We start from the raw sequence: 16,968 nt of genomic DNA, 5'->3' as shown, positions 1-16,968 counted from the left end.
GGAACGAGCCGGAATCACGGACGACCGGGGCATGATCCGCCCCCGCCGGGGCAACCGTCCGTCAGGCCCCGCCGCGCTCCCCCGTCGCGGCGGGGTCCGTCGTGTCGCCGTCCGTGCGACGGCCCGCCGCATGGATGGATGCGTCCGTGATGTCGAGGAAGATCTGGTCCGCCTCCGGCACGGCGTGCATGAGGGAGTGCCGGATGCGCATCGAGATCTCCTCGACCTCCTCGCTGTCGAGGCCGGGCACCACATCGACGCGGGCGGCCACCAGGATGGAGTCGAGGCCCAGCTGCATGGTGAGCAGTTCCTCCACGCTGTCGATCTCCGGCTGCACCCGAAGCAGCTGCCGGATGCGGTCGCTCAGCTCCGGATCGGCGGCCTGTCCGATCAACTGGTCGCGTGCGTCCCGCCCGAGGCGGTAGGCGACGTACACCAGAAGGGCGCCGATCGCGAGCGAGGCGGATGCCTCCCACACCACGTTCCCGGTGACCATGTGCAGCGCCATGCCGACCATCGCCAGCACCACACCCAGCACCGCCGTGCTGTCCTCCGCGACCACCGTGCGAAGCGCCGGGTCGCGCAGCCCCTGCGCGACCGTACCGCCCTGCCGGTGCACCTGATGGAGGGCCCGCACCAGGGAGACGCCCTCCGACACCAGCGCGACCGCCAGGACGACGAGGCCCGCGACATAACCCTCGTGCGACTCCTTCGCGCCGCCCTGCAGTGCCTCGAAGCCCTGGAAGAAGGAGAAGCAGCCACCCATCACGAAGATGCCGACGGCAGCCAGCAGTGACCAGAAGAACCGCTCCTTGCCGTAGCCGAAGGGATGTCGCCGGTCGGCCGGACGGCGGCTGCGGCGCAGGGCGGCCAGCAGGAAGACCTCGTTCACGCTGTCGGCCACGGAGTGCGCCGCCTCCGACAGCAGGGCGGGCGACCCGGCGAACAGGCCGCCGACGGCCTTGGCGACGGCGATCAGCAGATTCGCGCCGAGGGCCACGAGCACCGTGACCCGTGTCTTTCGGTCCGAGGAGCCGTGGCGCGCGGGAGGCCCGGGCCGGGGCTCGTCGCCACGCCGGGGCTCGCGCCCGGGGGAAGTTGTGTCCAGCCGTTTCGCGTCCGAGGAAGTACCACTCACTTCGCCCGATTGCCCCTCTTCGCGCGTCTCACACGGTGCTCAACACACCGGCGGGGGAACCGATCGGCGCGGAGCCGGTACGTGTTTGGTGACACCGTCGGCTTCGACCGTATCGGGGGCACCTGTAGGGGGCGCGGCGAGAACCGCAGTCGGCAGAGGAGAGATACGTGGCGAGGAACAAGAAGACCAAGGCGAAGCTTCCGCTCGTCTACCGGCCCGTCGGGTTCGCGCTCGGCTGGGTCGGCGGAACCCTCGCGGGAATGGCCTTCCGCAGGACCTGGAAGGCGATACGCCATGAGGACGATGCGCCCGACGCCCTGGACAAGGACCGCGGCTGGGGCGAGGTGCTGATCGCCGCGGCGATCCAGGGCGCACTCTTCGCCGTGGCCCGCAGTGCCGCGGACCGGACGGGCGCGAAGGCGATCGAGCGGTCGACCGGTGTGTGGCCGACCGTGGGGAAGGGCGGCCGGGACTGACACCCCCTTCGGGGCCCCAGGCGGCCCGCCGCTACACAACGACGGGCCGCCTGGGGCCTGTCGCCCCGCTCGGGTCGGCTGAGAGAGACTGCGTTTTTCAGCCGCCAGGAGCGGCGCCTGGGCGTGGGAGGGCGGCGACGCGGAGCGTCGGCCACCGTCGACGACGCGGCGGACGCGTGTGCCACGTCCCGGGACAGCGCACCTAGCCCTGCTTCGGCGCCGTGGCCCGCCTGAGGCGCAGGGTGAAGGAGTGCCCGGCTGGGTCGCAGCAGCCACGCTCCTCGTACGGCCCCGCCGCGTCCTTGGCCTCCAGCGGCCGGCCCCCCAGGGCGACCACCTTGCGCTCGGCCTCGTCGAGGTCCTCGACGAGGAAGTCCAGGTGGGCCTGGAGGGAGTTCTCCGGGCGGGGCCAACTCGGCGGGGTGGCGTTCACATCCCGGCGGAACGCCAACCGCATCCCGTCGGCGGCCCGTATCTCCACTCGGTTCGCGGTCGCGTCGACCTCCTCCGCGTCGAGCAACTCCCTGTAGAAGACCGCGAGTTTCTCGGGTTCGGCGCAGTCAAGGACCACGACGGACGCCACCACCACTGTCATGCTTCCTCCGTTGGGAATCCGGGGCGGGGGGGGCCCCGCCCGCATACGTTCCCCGGGTATCCCGGTCCCCCCGATTCAGTCGAGGACGAGCCACTCGCCGTCCCGCATCAGATCGCGTCCGGGCAGTTCGTTCGCCTCGCGCCACGCCTGGACGCGGCGCGGCGTGATCCTGAAGTACCGGTAGACCGTGCCGAGTCGGCGGGGATCGAACCCCGTCTTCGCCGCGAAGGAGTCACCGACCCCCTCGGTCAGTTCGGCGGGTTCCAGCGCCTGCACCGCGCCGTCGATCATCACCACGTCCCGGGTGGGCCCGATCCCCAGGCGTACGGTGCCGGTCTTGAGCAGGTTGCGTCCGGTGGGGCTCTCCGCCGGGGTGGCGACCAGCAGGGTGCCGCCGTCCCAGAGGTAGGAGAGCGGGACGAGGTAGGGGCTGCCCCCGGCAGTGTCGGCGGTGGCGATCCAGGCGTCGACGTCGTGCTCCAGCCGGTGCAGGGTGTCGTGCGTGCGCTGCCGGGCGGTACGGGCGGGCGGGTTCATCTCGATGCGGCCTCCTCATCGCGGTCGTCACGGGAACGACGTACGGGAGCCTGCCCGTGTGACACCCGGCCCGGGCGAAAACCCCTGAACGCTGCCCCGCTATAGTCCTCCGGTCATCATCCTGGACACCTGTCCAGGAAATCAGTGAACCTCGGGTGGGGACGTCGACACATGGAGATCCTGGCGAACGTGCTGGTCGGATTGGTGGCCGCCCTGCACATGTACATCCTGGTGATGGAGATGTTCCTCTGGGAGAAGAAGCCCGGACGCGGACTGCACGGTTTCGAACCGGAGTTGGCCCGCGCCACCGCGCCGATGGCCGCCAACCAGGGTCTCTACAACGGCTTCCTGGCGGCGGGTCTGGTGTGGGGGCTGATCGCCGGTGATCCGACGGGCTTCCGAGCGCAGGTCTTCTTCCTGGTGTGCGTGGTGATCGCCGGCGTGTTCGGTGCCGTGACGGCCAACCGCCGGATCCTGTTCGCCCAGGCGCTGCCCGGCGCCCTGGCCCTGGCGGCCGTGCTCGCCGCGGGATGAGCGTGGTTCCGGCACAGGATCCTCGAGCGGCCCGCACCCGCACACGGCTGCGGGAGGCACTGCTGCTCGAATGCTCCGAGCGTCCCCTGGAGAAGGTCGGGGTGGCCGCCGTAGTACGGCGGGCGGGAGTCGGCCGTGCCACGTTCTACCTGCACTACGCGGACCTGGAGGCGCTGGCGGTCGACGCCTGCGCCGACGTCGTGCGGGAGGCCGTGGACGCACTGCACGCCTGGAGCGGCCGCCCCGATCCGGTGCACGCCCCGCCGGCGCTCCATGCCTTCTTCGCCGGACTCACCTCGCACAGAGCCCTCTACCGCGCCCTCCTCGCCCCGGGTGGCGGCGGTCCGCTCGGCCGCGTCCTGCACCGGGATCTGCGCGCCCGCAGCCTCACCGAGCGTGAACGGGCGGGAGCGGTCGACGCGCCCCTGGTCGCGTCCGCCGTGGCCGCCGCCTTCACGGGCGTGCTGGCCGACTGGCTGCACGGGCTCGTCGAGGCGACCCCGGATCGGATCGCCGACCACTCCTGGCAGTTGCTGGTCGCCCTGCACCGCAGCAGGTGAGCGGCGGTCGTCAGCGGGCCGCCTGGAAGGTGCGCCGGTAGGCCTGCGGTGACACGCCGATGGCCGCATGCAGATGCTGGCGCAGGGAGGCTCCCGTCGCGAAGCCGACCTCGCCCGCGATCTGGTCGACCGGCAGATCGGTGGACTCCAGCAGATGGCGGGCCCTGGTCACGCGCTGCTGGATGAGCCAGCGGCCGGGGCTCATGCCGACCTCCTCGCCGAAGCGGCGGGCGAAGGTGCGCCGGCTCATCCGGGCATGACCGGCGAGGTCAGCCAGTGCGAGCGGCTCTCCGAGGCGCTCCAGAGCCCACTCCCGGGTGGCGGCCGTGCCGGCGGCCGTGGACTCCGGCACGGGCCGCTCGATGTACTGGGCCTGGCCGCCGTCCCGCCACGGCGGTACCACGCAGCGCCTGGCCACCTTGTTGGCCAGTTCGCTGCCGTGGTCCTTGCGGATGACGTGCAGGCAGACATCGACACCGGAGGCGGCTCCAGCGGAGGTGAGGACCCTGCCGTCGTCGACGAAGAGCACGTCCGGGTCCAGGGCGATGTGCGGGAAAATGCGCCGGAAGTCCTCGGCGAGCTGCCAGTGCGTGGTCGCCTTCCGGCCGTCCAGGAACCCCGCGGCGGCGAGAACGAAGGCTCCGGTGCACACGGAGACGACTCGCGCCTCGGGACGGATGTGCGCCAGGGCGGCGAGGACCTCGGCAGGGAGCTCCGCGGTGATGTGGGGTGGCGCTATGGCCGCGACCACCACGGTGTCGGCCGTGGCGAGCACCTCGGGTCCGTGCTCGACCGCGATCGTGAAGTCCGCGTTCGTACGGACGGGCCGCCCGTCCACCGAGCAGGTCAGCACCTCGTACCGGTCGTCGGCGGCACCGAAGATCCGGCTGGGGATGCCCAGCTCGAAGGGGTACACGCCGTCAAGCGCCAGGACCACGACTCGCTCTGCTCGCTGCATGGCACGATCTTATCGAAGCTTGGCAATTGTGCCATTTCTCCGGAGGGCGGGCACGGGCACGCTGGGACACCATGAGCACTGTGAACATCATGCGAGCCGTCAGCCAGGACGTCCTCGGCGGTCCCGAGGTCCTGAAGGTGGTGGAGGTGGAGCGCCCCGCACCGCGCCCCAACGAGGTGCTGATCCGGGTGCGCGCCGCCGGACTCAACCCCACCGACTGGAAGCACCGCGCCACCGGCGGATTTCTCGGCAAGCCTCCGTTCGTCCTCGGCTGGGACGTCTCGGGCGTGGTCGAGGAGACCGGAATCGGTGTCGCCACCTTCAAGCCCGGCGACGAGGTCTTCGGCCTGCTGTCCTATCCCTTCGGGCACGGCGCGCACGCCGAGTACGTGTCCGCCCCGGCCCGCGCCTTCACGCACAAGCCGTCGTCGATCGACCACGCCCAGGCGGGCGCCCTGCCCCTGGTCTCCCTGACCGCCTGGCAGGCCCTAGTCGAGACGGCGGGCCTGCAGCGCGGGCAGAAGGTGCTGATCCATGCGGCCGCCGGCGGAGTGGGGCACGTGGCCGTGCAGATCGCCAAGGCACGCGGCGCCCATGTGATCGGCACGGCGAGCGCCGGCAAGCACGATTTTGTGCGCGGACTGGGCGCGGACGAGCTGATCGACTATCACGACACCGACTTCGCCGAAGCGGTACGGGACGTCGACGTGGTCCTGGACACGGTCGGCGGCGACTACGTCCAGCGTTCGCTGCGGACACTGCGCAAGGGCGGAATCCTGGTCACGATCCTGCCGCGGGGATCGAAGGAGCTGGCCGGGCAGGCGGAGGCACTCGGCGTGCGCGCCACCGAGATGCTGGTCGACGCCGACCGCCACGGCATGAGGACGGTCGCGGAACTCGTCGAGGCCGGGAAGCTGCACGCCACGATCGCCGGGACCTTCCCGCTGGCCGAGGCCGCCAAGGCGCATGAGCTGGGCGACACCGGCCGGACGACGGGCAAGTTGGTGCTGCTGATGGACTGACGACCGGGGTGCCGAGGGCACGTCGCCAACGTCGGTGTGTCCTCGGCGTCCGTCGAGCGTCGTAGTCCCGCCACGCACTTCATCGGACGCCCCGCCCGCATTTCGAAGACATATGTCAATCGAACATGCTGAAATTCACTCTAGCGAGGGTAACTTGCAGGGGGGCGAGGAGTCGGTTGGAGGCGATGTCGACGTGCATCACGACCCTGCACCGCTCACCCGGCACCTGCGCATCCATCGGGACGGCGGTCATCTGGTGCTCGAGTTCCACGGTGAGATCGACGTCGCCGCGGCGTCCGAGATCACACCCTTCCTCGACTCCGCGACCGGCCGTCCCACACCGCGGGTCGTCATCGATCTCCGCCCGGTGGAGTTCTTCGACTGCTCCGGGTTACGTCTGCTCTTCCGGGCGCGGCGCCGTGTGCTCGCACAGGGCGGCACGCTGCACCTGGTCTGCACCGAGCCGCTGACCCTGCGGATCCTGCGGATCACGGGACTGGCCCAGGTGCTGCCGCCGTCGGCGTCGGTGGCGGAGGCCCTCAGCCGGCCGGAGGCCGCGGGTTCCGTGGAAACGGGCTGAGCCTGCGGGAGCAGGCTCGCGGGCGCGGCAGAGGCGCACACACCCGCACACGAACGAAGGCGACGGGCCTGTCGGCAGGCCCGTCGCCTTCGTTCGTGCCGTACCAGGACGGCGTCAGACGGAACGGCGTCCGATGCGGCGCAGGAGCAGCAGGCCCATGATCACCAGGACTCCGCCGATCGCCGCCGGCCACAGCTGCGCGCCGGTCTCGGCCAGTCCGCCCGTGACCGCCTGAGGCTCGGTCTGTGCCGGAGGAACGGACGTGTCCCCGCCGCCGGCCGGTGCCGCGGCCGCCGCGGTGTTGTCACCCGTGACCGGAGCCTGCCCCGTGTTGTCGTCGCCCGCGGCGCTCTGGGGCGCTGCGGACTCGTCGTTCGGCGCGGACTTGGGGGTCGTGTCGACCTTGGGGGTGGCGCCGCCGTGGTCGACGTGCGAGCCGCCGCCCGCGCCTTCGCCGCCCGGGGTGGCGTCAGGTGCGTTGCCGGGGGTGTCCGCCGGGGGCTGCTCGGTCTGGTTGCCGCCGCCGTTGTTGTTCCCGCCGCCACCGTTGTCGTTGCCGGTTCCGCCGCCGTTACCGCCGGCACCGTTGTCGTCGCCGGTACCGCCGCCGTTGCCGGGGGCGCTTCCGTTGTCCCCGCCGGAGGAGGGCTCCTCGGACGGTGCGGACGTGGCCGGCGGCTGGTCGTCGGCGCCGCCGCCGCACTGCCGGCCGTCGTTGATGCAGCCGACCACTTGGTTCATCAGATCGTCGGTCATGACGTTGATGAAGTCGTCGTGGTCGGTGATCGGCTTGTGCAGCTGCTCCGGGAAGCCGTCCACCGCGTAGGCGTTCTTGACCTGGCCGTTGTCGATGCTCGGCTGCGGTGCGTCGTACACCAGACGCATCGTCAGCTGAGGGATCGCCTTGAAGCCGTTCTGGCAGTTGCCGCCCGCGTCGGCGAAGGCCACATGCGTACGGTGGTTGGCGCTGTCGATGTTCTGGCCGTCCCAGCAGCTCTGGAACGCGAACGACCGCACCACCTGGCTGCCCTGCGGGCAGATCGGGTACTTGTCGGTCAGCTGCACCTTGTCCTCGAAGCCGGTGCAGCTCCAGTGCGCGTTGGCGTTCGCCGGACCGTTGGTGAACGCCTTGGCGTCACCGGTGATGATCCGCAGGAACCGCGGCATACCGACGACCTCACCGGTCGGGCTGCCGACGAACTTGATCTCGGCCTGCTTGGCCACCAGGATCCGGCCGACGTTGCCTTCCTTGCCGCCGCCGTCGGCATCCTGGTCGAAGTCCTGGGTCCCGTCCTGCACACGCAGCACCGGCCAGTAGTACGACGACTTGTCGCCCTGGTTGTCGCAGCTCGTCTCGGCGGCGGCGAAGGTGTCGTTGGTGGCGAAGGCGTCGTTGGACTGGTTGCCGACGTAGTCGTGCAGGTGGTGCGCGCCGTTCTTCACGCCGGGAGCCACGATGACGTTGTCGGTGTTGTGCTTGCCGTTCTCGTTTACACCGCACTTGGTGACGAACTCACCGGTCGACGCCCCGGCCTGCGGTGCGGGCTTGCGCACGTTGGGCTGCACGGTCGTGACGTCCACGAAGTCGGAGGCGACGGGTCCGCTCACGGCCTGACCGCCGTCACCCTGCTGCTGGCCGGCGTCCTGGCCGCCGTTGCCGTTCTGCTGCTCGCCTCCCCCCTCGCCGTTCTGGCCATCGGCGGGGGGCTGGCCCTGGTCTGCCGCCATTCCCGTACAGGCCGCCATGCCGTCGACGGCGCCCGGTGCGGTCGCGCCGGCCTTCTGGTAGTCGGCCTTGATGCGGTCGATCACCGCGGAGCGGTTGTCCTTGAGCGGGCCGAGAATCTCGTTCTGCACGTAGTTCGCGTCGTCGGCCTGCGCCTGACGCGTCGAGGCCAGCCGCTCGTAGGCCTCGGTGATCTGCTTGTCGAGGGTCGACAGCTCCGTGTCGACGTTCTGCTTCGCGGCGTTCGGCACGTCGGTCAGCTTCTGGCCGACGTCCGGGCAGTCGATCGTGACGGTGCCCGACTTCACCTGGTCGGTGCCGTTCTGGTTCGCTCCCCCGCCCCAGCTTTCGCTCGCCGAGGCGTAGACGTTCGCCGCTACCAGTCCCCCTCCGCCCAAGATCAGCGCGACCGCTGCAAAGGTCGCGCGCCGTGCGCCTGTCGGGCGTCTGCGCGAGTTGCGTCCCACGGGAGTACTCCTACACGTCATGGCGGTCCGGGCATGAAACATCCCCTTCCCTGTACGCAGACGCGTGCGGCCGTGTTCAAACACATCGCCAATTCACAGCCGCCTCAAAGGCGATACTGCCCATCACCCCAGTTCACGGGTCACACACACCACTTCAGAATCTTGACAACTCCCCCACGCTGCGGGGCTCGTGAAGACCCGGATTCGCCGTGTTGCCGCGTCGATGGCTTCGGATGCCTCGGGATTCTCATGGTGCCGCTCGGTCCACCGCTTCCGAGCCGTCCCCGGCACTGAGCCAAGTGCGCCCGGGCTGCGGGGCGGTCACAGCGCTAGTCGATCCGTGGCTCGCCGAACAGGGCACTGACGGACTCGCCGTTGTGGATGCGGCGCACCGCTTCGGCCAGGGCGGGCGCGATGGACAGGATCTTCAGCTTCCCGGTGCGCTCCTCGACCGGGACGGGGACGGTGTCCGTGCACACGATCTCCAGGACGTCCGGCTGCTCGCTCAACCGCTTCAGGGCACCGGCCGCGAACAGGCCGTGGGTGCACGCGACGCGGATCGATCGCGGCCCCGACTCACGCAGCCGCTCGAGGAGTTCGAGCACCGTACTGCCCTTGGCGATCTCGTCGTCCAGCACGATCACATCCCGCCCGGCGACATCGCCTATGACGGCGCTGATGCTCACCCGGTCGTCCGCATAGCGCTGCTTCGCGCCGGCCGCCACCTGTGCCCCGATCATCCTGGCGAAGGCCGCCGCCTCCTTGGCGTTGCCGAGGTCCGGGGACACGACGGTCGCCCGGGAGAGGTCGTACTTGCGGAAGTGCGCGGCCAGCTCGCGCCGGGCGTGCAGATGGTCGACCGGCACCGAGAAGAAGCCGTGCACCTGCGGTGAGTGCAGCGTCATGGCGAGGATCCGGCCGGCTCCTGCGGCGACCATCAGATCGGCCACCAGCCGTCCGCCGATCGAGATCCGCGGGGCGTCCTTCTTGTCCGAGCGGGCGTAGGAATAGTGCGGCATGACCACGGTGATCCTCCCCGCGGAGGCGCCACGCGCCGCGTCACACATCAGCAACAGTTCGACGAGGTGTTCCTGCACCGGAGTGACCAGCGGCTGCACCAGAAAGACGTCGCGTTCACGGCAGTTGGCCTGGAGCTGCACCTCCAGGCAGTCGTTGGCGAACCGGCTGACCCGCACCGGACTGAGCGGCACGCCGAGGTGCGTGCAGACATCCGCCGCCAGCCGGGGATGGGCACTGCCGCTGAAGACGGCGATGTCACGCACGATCCGCTCCTCGCACGATCGGTCCTCGTGATCCGGTCCTGTCACAACCCGATCCCGGCACGTTTCGGCGTGACCATGATCGGAAATGGGTCTGCCGCCACATGCTACTGACCACCTCCCGAGGCCGCCTCCGGAGATCGCCCACCGCACCCTTCGACGCACCGGACACCGCAGGTCGTCCGGGGCTTCGGGGGAACCGTGGCGGCGGTGTCCTCGTCTGATCATCGCACCCTTACCGTCGACCTCTGCGAGCCCCAACACCGTGTTCCTGCAAGGGACATGGCGGGCACCCGGAATACAGAAAGGAGGACTGTCGACATGACGACGTCCACGAAGCAGGCCCCCGAACCGACGTCCGTGAAACGCCCGATGTCCGGGTGGACCAAGGCGGTCATCGCCATCGTCGCGGTACTCGCGGTGCTGTTCGCCGGGCTGCGGCTGAGCGTGCTGCCGGGGCTGCGTGACCTGTTCGGCACGGAGACGCACGACCGGTCGGGCCCCACGCTTCTGAGGTCCATACAGGACATGAGCCGCTACGAGGCCGCGTCCGGGAACTTCCAGGTGGTCGTGGACCTGGAGAAGGATTCCAGGTTCCTGCCGTCGGCGATCCGTGGTACCCGCACGCTCTACGTGGGTGCGGGAACCGTGGACGCCTACGTCGACCTCGGCAAGGTCGGCGAGAAGGACGTGTCGGTCAACGACGACCGGACGTCCGCCACGCTCCGGCTCCCCCACGCGGCGCTGGGCAAACCCGCCCTCGACGCCGACCGCTCCTACGCCGTCTCCAAGCAGCGCGGTCTGCTGAACCGCCTCGGCGACCTCTTCTCGGACAACCCCAACAGCGAACGCGCCGTGCAGAAGCTGGCCGTCCAGCACATCGGCGAGGCCGCCAAGGACAGCGAGCTGACCGACCGCGCCGAGACGAACACCACCAGCATGCTGGAGGGACTGCTGAAGTCCCTGGGCTTCAAGGAGGTGAAGGTGTCCTACGGCACCTGAGCGACGCACGGGGCGCCGTCAGCCCGCCGGGAGTCCCGGCAGGACGAGCGCCCCGAGCAGTGCCGCGCCCGCCAGCACCCACGCCACGTAGTCCCCGATGTGCCCGGACTGCATTCGGCGCAGGGGCAGCGTCCACCGCCGCTCGCCCAGCGGTTCCGGGCGGGTGACGGCGAGCGCGGCCAGCCCGACCGCGAGGGCCGTGGAGAGCACTCCCAGCAGGACGCCCGGCACGCCCCAGTGGGGTGCGGCGGGCGCACCGCCGGACCCCGTCTCGTTCACGGCGTGCGCCACGGACCCGGCGAAGCCCGGGACCACGCCCACCGCGAGGGACGCGGCCAGCAGCAGGGCGGGAACGGCGGTCATGGTGTCCGGGATCCGGCTCAGCCGGTGCCGGGTCTCGGGCTCCTCACCGGTCCCCGTGGTCTCGTAGGAGTTCCCGCCGTGCGGCTTGGGCCCGAGCCCGTAGAAGACCCGCGCGGCCACCCTCAGCACGGCGCCGGCCGTCACCGCGGACACCAGGACGTACAGCACGGTCAGTGGCACTCCCACCGCCTCCTCGATGACGGACTTGCCCAGGGACGTGCCGAACGGCGGGAGTCCCGCGAGCGCCAGTCCGCCGACCACGTACATCACCGCCACCCCGCGCAGCGGCCGGGCGCGGCCGTGCAGGGCGAGCTCGTCGACCGAGCCGAACCGGTCGAGGAGTACGCCGGTGCAGGCGAACAGGGCGGCCTTCACGCCCGCATGGCCGAGCACGTACAGAGCCGCCCCGTCGTCGGACTCGGGTCGCAGGGTGCCCACGGCGATGAGGAAGAGGCCGGTGTGCGCGACGGTCGAGCAGGCGAGCATGCGTTTGACATGCCGTTGGTACCAGCACATGACGGCGCCGACGACCCCCGTCAGGACGCCGAGCACGACGAGTGCCCGTTCCAGGTCGGGGACCGGGACACCGCCGGGTCCCGAGAAGATGGTCCCGTACACGCGCCAGACCCCGTAGACGCCGAGTTCGACCATGACACCGGACAGCAGCATGCACACCGGGGTGGGGGCGACGGCGTGCGCGTCGGGCAGCCAGAAGTGGAAGGGCACGGCCGCGGCCTTGACCAGCAGTCCCGTCAGTACGAGGACGAAGGCGGCGAGGGTCAGTGCGTCGGGGCCGCGGTGGGCGTCGAGCCCGCGGCCGATCTGCGTCATCGTGAGTTCGCCGGTGCGCGCGTACAGCAGCGCGATGCCCATGAGCATGGCGTACGCGCCGAGGGAGTTGACCACGCCGAAGGTCAGCGCGCCCTGAACCGCCTTGGCCTCCTCGACGCGGGTACCGGTCAGGGCGTAGGCGACGGCACTCATCAACTCGAAGAAGACGAAGGCGTTGAACAGGTCGCCCGTGATCGCGAAGCCGCACATACCGCCCTGGAACAGCAGCATGAGAGCGGGGAAGGAGCCCGCGTGCCGTCGTGGCGACACGTCGAAGTAGTGCCAGGAGTACGCGAGCGCGGCCACCGTGAGCAGGGACGCGAGCGCGGCCAGTCCGAGCCCCGGTCCGTCCCCGACGAGGACGATGCCGACGCTGCGGCCGTTGACCGGCGTCCAGGCGCCGAGCCATTCGATCAGAGGCGGCGAGGAGTCGAAGCACAGCCATACGGCCAGGCCCGCGGTGCCCGCCGAGACGGCGCACCCGATGCTCTCGGCGGCCATCCGCGGCAGTCGGCGTCCGCAGGCGATCAGCAGGGCGGCGCCGAGGACCGGAGCCGCGACAAGGAGCGGCAGCAGATGATTCATCAGCCGCGCAACTCCCGCAGCTCGTCGGGGTCGACCGTGCCATGGCGTTTGGACACCTGCATGACGAGGGCGAGCAGCAGCGCGGTGACCGTGGCGCCGACCACGACGTCGGTGAGGGTGAGTGCCTGCACGACCGGGTCGACGACGGGACGGGAGCCGGGCTTGATGTCGGAGTACACGGGTGCGGTGCCGCCGTCGCGGTAGCCCACGGCGAGCAGCAGGACATAGGTCGCGGACTGGCAGACGGCGAGGCAGCCGACCGCGTGGATCAGGTTGCGGCTGGTCGCGAGGCCGTAGCAGCCGATCAGAAAGATCCAGACGGCCACCAGGTACGGCAGTACGGTCATCGTTTCCCGTTCTCCTCCTCGATCTCGACGGCCTGGTCGAGGAAGCGCGCGAGCAGAACCACGACCGCGCAGGCGACCTCCATGCCGATGGCGGCGTTCAGCAGCGGCACGGTGCCCCCGGACGCCAGGGTGTTGAAGGTGCCGTAGGGAAGAAGGGTGTTGGCGAGGAACGCCGTGCCCCCGAGGACGGCCGCAAGTCCCGTGACCACGTAGGCGGAGGCCGCGAGCGCGTCGCCGACCTCGAACAGGCCCACCGGCCGGACGCGTTCGAGGGCCCGGTAGTCGGCGCCGAGGTAGAGCAGATGCAGGGCGGTCGCGGCGACGACTCCTCCCTGGAATCCGCCGCCGGGGCTCAGCTGGCCGTGAGCGATCACGTACAGGCCGCTCAGGACGGCGACGGGCAGGACGATCAGGGCGTAGCGGCGGACGGGGAGCGCCACCTCCTCCGGTTCCGGCTTCCCGCGCTTCTCGTCGCGGGTCTGGCGGAGCAGGACGACCGTCCCGACGACGGAGGCGAAGAGGATGCTCATCTCTCCGAGGGTGTCGAAGGCGCGCTGGTCGAAGTTGACGGAAGCGATGGTGTTGGCGGTCCGGCGGGACAGCGAGGCCTCGACGGCCCGGTCGCCGTACGGGTGCCAGGTGCCGCCGAAGCCGGGCAGGTCGAGGCACGCGGCGACGAGCAGGGCCGCCAGACCCGCACCGCCGAGGGCCAGAACGATCAGCCGGGCGCCGCGTGTCATCGTGCCTTCCCCTTCCGGCCCTTCTCTCTCCGTCTGACCCTGTGCACCGAGAGCATCAGCAGGAGGGGGGTCAGGACGGAGCCCACGGCAAGCTGCGAGAGACCGACGTCGGGTGCCTGCAGCACGGTGAACAACAGGGCGAGGGCCACGCCCAGCACCGCGAGGACGAGGGCCTGGTGGACTGGGTCGCGGACGGCGACGGCAGCCGTCGCCGAGACGGCGACCAGCAGCAGCACGACGACGATCAACGGCTCATCCACGGCGGCTCGCGGCGAATCCGCCGGACAGGGCCCGGGAGGCCACGAGGTTGCCGCCGATCAACAGCGCCCCGATGAGGAGCAGTTTGGCCATCGTCCGGCCCGGCCCGGTCACGGCGCACAGGACCAGGACGACCACGGCCCCGTAGCCCGCGACGGCCAGGGTGACCCCGCGGGCGTGGGGCGGGTCCGCGGCCAGGTCGTCGGAGAGCAGCCGGGCGAAGACGAGGGTGCCGGCGGGGCCGAGCAGCGCGAGGAGCAGGGCCAGGTCGAGGTACGCCGGGCGCCCGAACCCCTGGGAGAGCAGCAGCAGTCCGGGGCAGGCGACCGCACTGGACATGTTCTGGGCGACGACCCGGCGGCGCAGCGGTCCGGTGGCGACACCCCACACCGTGGCTCCGACGCCCGCGCCGAGCGCCACGGTGGCCGTCAGGATCCAGCCGTTCACCGGTCACCCACCGCCCGTCGTGTGGCCCGCGCCGCGAGGGCGCCGACGAGCGCGGCGGACGCTCCGACGACCCACTCCAGGGTGTCCGCGGTACTGATGAGCACCTGCCAGAGCAGGGTGAGGCCGGCCCACCAGCCGAGGACCTCGAGTACGACCCGGCCCGTCGTACGCGCGTTCATGCACCGCCTCCGTCCACCGCAGTCGCGATATGTCCGGTATGTCATCCAAGCACTGCGCGAAGCCCGTGGAGCAGCGGCGCGCGAGCGGCTGCCGCCCGGAGTGCCCAGCCCGCGGGAAGGGAAACCGACGGCGGCGCATCCCGCCCTCACCACCGGCGATCGACTTGGGCCGACCGCCCGCTGATCCGGCATCAGAGGCCTTTTCGGGGGTAGGCCCTTTTACCCAGAGGGAAGCCGAAAACGGGAGGGCTGGATGGCACGTACAGCGATAGGCGCCCGAAGCGCGAAGTCGGCACGCCGCCGGACTTCTGCGACCCCACGCAAGCGCCGACCGCTCCCGCTCCCCCTCCGGTTGCTGGCCATGGCGCTCGCCTTCGCGGCGATGGTGGCGTTCGCCGCGGCACTGGCCCGGATGACGCTCGAGCCGTCACCCGCGTCCCAGGAGCTCATCCACAGCAATCTGCGTCCGGGCAGCTCCCTGCGTGCCTACCTGGACCAGCCGGCCACGCGGGACGCCGTCAAGCAGATCGGGGGGAACATCCTGCTGGGGGTGCCGTTCGGCATTCTCCTGCCGGTCCTCGCCCCGGGGACCCGGGGCATTCTGCGGGTGGGCCTCGTCACCGCGGTCGTCATGCTGATGGTGGAACTCGTCCAGGGTGCGGTCATCACGGGCCGCGCCTTCGACATCGACGACGTCATCCTCAACACCGCGGGCGCACTGCTCGGTTACCTGCTCCTCGGGAAGCGGCTCGGCCGGGCCGTGCACGCCCGCGAGCGCAGCCGGGCCTGAGCCGGCCCCGGCCCAGGCCCGTTCGGCAAGTCCGACTATTGGTCCGTACCAGGTTCTTGACGTTCCCTTACTTCACCACTTGAATCAAGAGGCGAAACAGCGCCCCACGGAACCCATCCGGCGCGGTCGGCGACCGCGGCCGCGCCGGCACCCCCCACCTCAGTCGGCCCACCCGTGCCCCGGGTGGCCGTGGAAGGGAGCGTCATGAACTCCCCGCGTCTGCTCCGCAGATGTCTGCTCGCCGCGCTCTCCGCGGTACTCGCCGCATCGGCCTTCACCGCCGCCCCGGCCCATGCGGCACCGGAGGCGGCGGATGCGACCGTCTTCTCCGACACCTTCGACGGCGCCGCCGGATCGGCCGTCGACTCCTCCAAGTGGCAGATCGAGACCGGCGACAACGTCAACAACCACGAGCGGCAGTACTACACATCGGGCAACAAGAACGCCGCTCTGGACGGGCAGGGCCATCTGGTCATCACGGCCCGCCGCGAGAACCCCGCGAACTACCAGTGCTGGTACGGCACCTGCCAGTACACCTCGGCCCGGCTCAACACCTCCGGCAAGTTCACGGCGCAGTACGGCCATGTCGAGGCCCGGATGAAGATCCCGCGCGGGCAGGGCATGTGGCCCGCGTTCTGGATGCTGGGCAACGACATCGGGCAGGTCGGCTGGCCCAACAGCGGTGAGATCGACGTGATGGAGAACGTCGGCTTCGAGCCCTCCACCGTCCACGGCACCATCCACGGTCCCGGATACTCGGGCTCGGGCGGCATAGGCGCCGGGTACTCACTGCCGAACGGCCAGGCCTTCGCCGACGCCTTCCACACCTTCGCCGTGGACTGGGCGCCCGACTCGATCACCTGGTCCGTCGACGGCAATGTCTACCAGCGGCGCACCCCTGCGGATCTGGGCGGGAAGGCCTGGGCGTTCAACAAGCCGTTCTTCCTGATCCTCAACCTCGCCGTCGGCGGCTACTGGCCGGGCGACCCCGACGGTTCCACCGCGTTCCCCCAGCAACTCGTCGTGGACTCGGTGACCGTGACGACGGGCAACGCCTCCGGCGGCACCGGTTCGCCGATCACCGGGCTCGCGGGCAAGTGCGTGGACGTGGCGGGGGCGAACCCCGCGAACGGCACAGCGGTCCAGCTCTACGACTGCAACGGAACCGCCGCCCAGAATTGGACGGTCGGTTCGGACGGCACCGTGCGCGCCCTCGGCAAGTGTCTGGACGTCGTCGGCAACGGCACCGCGGACGGCTCCAAGGTCCAGTTGTGGGACTGCACCGGCGGACCCAACCAGAAATGGACGGTCACCGGGGCCCGCGACATCGTCAACCCCCAGGCGAACAAATGCCTGGACGTGACGGACAACGACTCCACCAACGGCACCCGGCTGCAGATCTGGTCCTGTTCGGGTGGCGCCAACCAGAAGTGGACGGTCGGCTGATCGTCCTGGCACGACCACGATGAAAATCCCGTCCGCCCGTGATCGCCGCGGGCGGACGGAGTCGTCTCGACCGCCCGACAAGGGCCGGCCGGACAAGGGCGCGGCCG

The 16,968-nt window shown here is 70.5% G+C and carries 20 protein-coding genes; 8 read left to right on the top strand and 12 right to left on the bottom strand.

Annotated features, from left to right (window positions below; genetic code table 11):
• Positions 1–61: 61 nt before the first annotated feature.
• A complete protein-coding gene (locus tag ADL25_RS23210) occupies positions 62–1,138 on the bottom strand; it encodes a cation diffusion facilitator family transporter (RefSeq protein ID WP_079050531.1) in 1,077 nt (358 codons plus the stop codon).
• Between the two features lie 167 nt (positions 1,139–1,305).
• Here ADL25_RS23210 and ADL25_RS23205 point away from each other — a divergent pair, with 167 nt between their 5' ends.
• Positions 1,306–1,614, top strand: coding sequence for a DUF4235 domain-containing protein (locus ADL25_RS23205; RefSeq protein ID WP_059129727.1), 309 nt, complete (start codon positions 1,306–1,308; stop codon positions 1,612–1,614).
• Between the two features lie 202 nt (positions 1,615–1,816).
• Here the strand turns inward: ADL25_RS23205 and ADL25_RS23200 are convergent, their stop codons facing one another.
• On the bottom strand, positions 1,817–2,209 hold the full coding sequence (locus tag ADL25_RS23200; RefSeq protein WP_059129726.1) for a VOC family protein: 393 nt from the start codon (positions 2,207–2,209) through the stop codon (positions 1,817–1,819).
• A gap of 75 nt (positions 2,210–2,284) precedes the next feature.
• Positions 2,285–2,746: a pyridoxamine 5'-phosphate oxidase family protein gene (locus tag ADL25_RS23195; protein WP_059129725.1), complete on the bottom strand. Its 462-nt coding sequence runs from the start codon at positions 2,744–2,746 to the stop codon at positions 2,285–2,287.
• Positions 2,747–2,917: 171 nt separating this feature from the next.
• Between ADL25_RS23195 and ADL25_RS23190 the strand changes: the two genes are divergently transcribed.
• Both ADL25_RS23190 and ADL25_RS23185 read left to right on the top strand, forming a co-directional pair.
• Entirely contained in the window at positions 2,918–3,280 is a 363-nt protein-coding gene (locus ADL25_RS23190) for a DUF1304 domain-containing protein (protein WP_059129724.1), read from the top strand.
• Positions 3,277–3,840 carry a TetR/AcrR family transcriptional regulator gene (locus ADL25_RS23185; protein ID WP_059129723.1) on the top strand — a complete coding sequence of 188 codons (564 nt, stop codon included), beginning with the start codon at positions 3,277–3,279 and terminating at the stop codon, positions 3,838–3,840. Before ADL25_RS23190 ends, ADL25_RS23185 begins: the two co-directional genes overlap by 4 nt.
• Before the next feature lie 10 nt (positions 3,841–3,850).
• On the opposite strand, the gene ADL25_RS23180 is transcribed toward ADL25_RS23185, so the two are convergent.
• On the bottom strand, positions 3,851–4,798 hold the full coding sequence (locus tag ADL25_RS23180) for a GlxA family transcriptional regulator (protein ID WP_059129722.1): 948 nt from the start codon (positions 4,796–4,798) through the stop codon (positions 3,851–3,853).
• A 71-nt stretch (positions 4,799–4,869) separates the two neighbouring features.
• Between ADL25_RS23180 and ADL25_RS23175 the strand changes: the two genes are divergently transcribed.
• Together ADL25_RS23175 and ADL25_RS23170 are read left to right on the top strand one after the other, a co-directional pair.
• Positions 4,870–5,820, top strand: a complete 951-nt coding sequence (locus ADL25_RS23175) for an NADP-dependent oxidoreductase (RefSeq protein ID WP_059129721.1) — start codon at positions 4,870–4,872, stop codon at positions 5,818–5,820.
• Between the two features lie 193 nt (positions 5,821–6,013).
• The gene (locus tag ADL25_RS23170) at positions 6,014–6,400 is read left to right on the top strand and encodes an STAS domain-containing protein (RefSeq protein WP_234381005.1); all 387 of its coding nucleotides are present in this window, start codon (positions 6,014–6,016) and stop codon (positions 6,398–6,400) included.
• A gap of 114 nt (positions 6,401–6,514) precedes the next feature.
• Here the strand turns inward: ADL25_RS23170 and ADL25_RS23165 are convergent, their stop codons facing one another.
• Together ADL25_RS23165 and ADL25_RS23160 are read right to left on the bottom strand one after the other, a co-directional pair.
• Positions 6,515–8,593, bottom strand: coding sequence for a DUF1996 domain-containing protein (locus ADL25_RS23165; protein WP_059129719.1), 2,079 nt, complete (start codon positions 8,591–8,593; stop codon positions 6,515–6,517).
• Positions 8,594–8,922: 329 nt separating this feature from the next.
• A complete protein-coding gene (locus ADL25_RS23160; RefSeq protein WP_059129758.1) occupies positions 8,923–9,876 on the bottom strand; it encodes a ribose-phosphate diphosphokinase in 954 nt (317 codons plus the stop codon).
• 318 nt (positions 9,877–10,194) lie between these two features.
• Between ADL25_RS23160 and ADL25_RS23155 the strand changes: the two genes are divergently transcribed.
• Complete coding sequence (locus ADL25_RS23155; protein ID WP_059129718.1) at positions 10,195–10,875, top strand: DUF4230 domain-containing protein; 681 nt, start codon at positions 10,195–10,197, stop codon at positions 10,873–10,875.
• 18 nt (positions 10,876–10,893) lie between these two features.
• Here the strand turns inward: ADL25_RS23155 and ADL25_RS23150 are convergent, their stop codons facing one another.
• Genes ADL25_RS23150 through ADL25_RS23125 form a run of 6 tightly spaced genes read right to left on the bottom strand, consistent with a single transcriptional unit; the run spans position 10,894 to position 14,625 of the window.
• Positions 10,894–12,654 carry a complex I subunit 5 family protein gene (locus ADL25_RS23150; RefSeq protein ID WP_059129717.1) on the bottom strand — a complete coding sequence of 587 codons (1,761 nt, stop codon included), beginning with the start codon at positions 12,652–12,654 and terminating at the stop codon, positions 10,894–10,896.
• Entirely contained in the window at positions 12,654–13,001 is a 348-nt protein-coding gene (locus ADL25_RS23145; protein WP_059129716.1) for a sodium:proton antiporter, read from the bottom strand. Before ADL25_RS23145 ends, ADL25_RS23150 begins: the two co-directional genes overlap by 1 nt.
• Entirely contained in the window at positions 12,998–13,741 is a 744-nt protein-coding gene (locus ADL25_RS23140; protein WP_059129715.1) for an MnhB domain-containing protein, read from the bottom strand. The genes ADL25_RS23145 and ADL25_RS23140 overlap by 4 nt, the downstream gene beginning before the upstream one ends.
• The gene (locus tag ADL25_RS23135) at positions 13,738–14,001 is read right to left on the bottom strand and encodes a Na(+)/H(+) antiporter subunit B (RefSeq protein ID WP_059129714.1); all 264 of its coding nucleotides are present in this window, start codon (positions 13,999–14,001) and stop codon (positions 13,738–13,740) included. The genes ADL25_RS23140 and ADL25_RS23135 overlap by 4 nt, the downstream gene beginning before the upstream one ends.
• A complete protein-coding gene (locus tag ADL25_RS23130) occupies positions 13,994–14,446 on the bottom strand; it encodes a monovalent cation/H+ antiporter complex subunit F (RefSeq protein WP_059129713.1) in 453 nt (150 codons plus the stop codon). Before ADL25_RS23130 ends, ADL25_RS23135 begins: the two co-directional genes overlap by 8 nt.
• Positions 14,443–14,625, bottom strand: a complete 183-nt coding sequence (locus tag ADL25_RS23125; protein ID WP_059129712.1) for a hypothetical protein — start codon at positions 14,623–14,625, stop codon at positions 14,443–14,445. Before ADL25_RS23125 ends, ADL25_RS23130 begins: the two co-directional genes overlap by 4 nt.
• A gap of 253 nt (positions 14,626–14,878) precedes the next feature.
• On the opposite strand from ADL25_RS23125, the gene ADL25_RS23120 reads away from it, so the two are divergent.
• The gene (locus ADL25_RS23120; protein ID WP_059129711.1) at positions 14,879–15,415 is read left to right on the top strand and encodes a VanZ family protein; all 537 of its coding nucleotides are present in this window, start codon (positions 14,879–14,881) and stop codon (positions 15,413–15,415) included.
• 204 nt (positions 15,416–15,619) lie between these two features.
• The gene (locus ADL25_RS23115) at positions 15,620–16,861 is read left to right on the top strand and encodes an RICIN domain-containing protein (protein WP_059129710.1); all 1,242 of its coding nucleotides are present in this window, start codon (positions 15,620–15,622) and stop codon (positions 16,859–16,861) included.
• Positions 16,862–16,968 lie beyond the last annotated feature (107 nt).

The sequence above is a fragment of the Streptomyces sp. NRRL F-5122 genome, assembly GCF_001507435.1.
Classification (GTDB): Bacteria; Actinomycetota; Actinomycetes; order Streptomycetales; family Streptomycetaceae; genus Streptomyces; species Streptomyces lannensis.
This window is presented reverse-complemented; position numbering and strand designations above follow the sequence as displayed.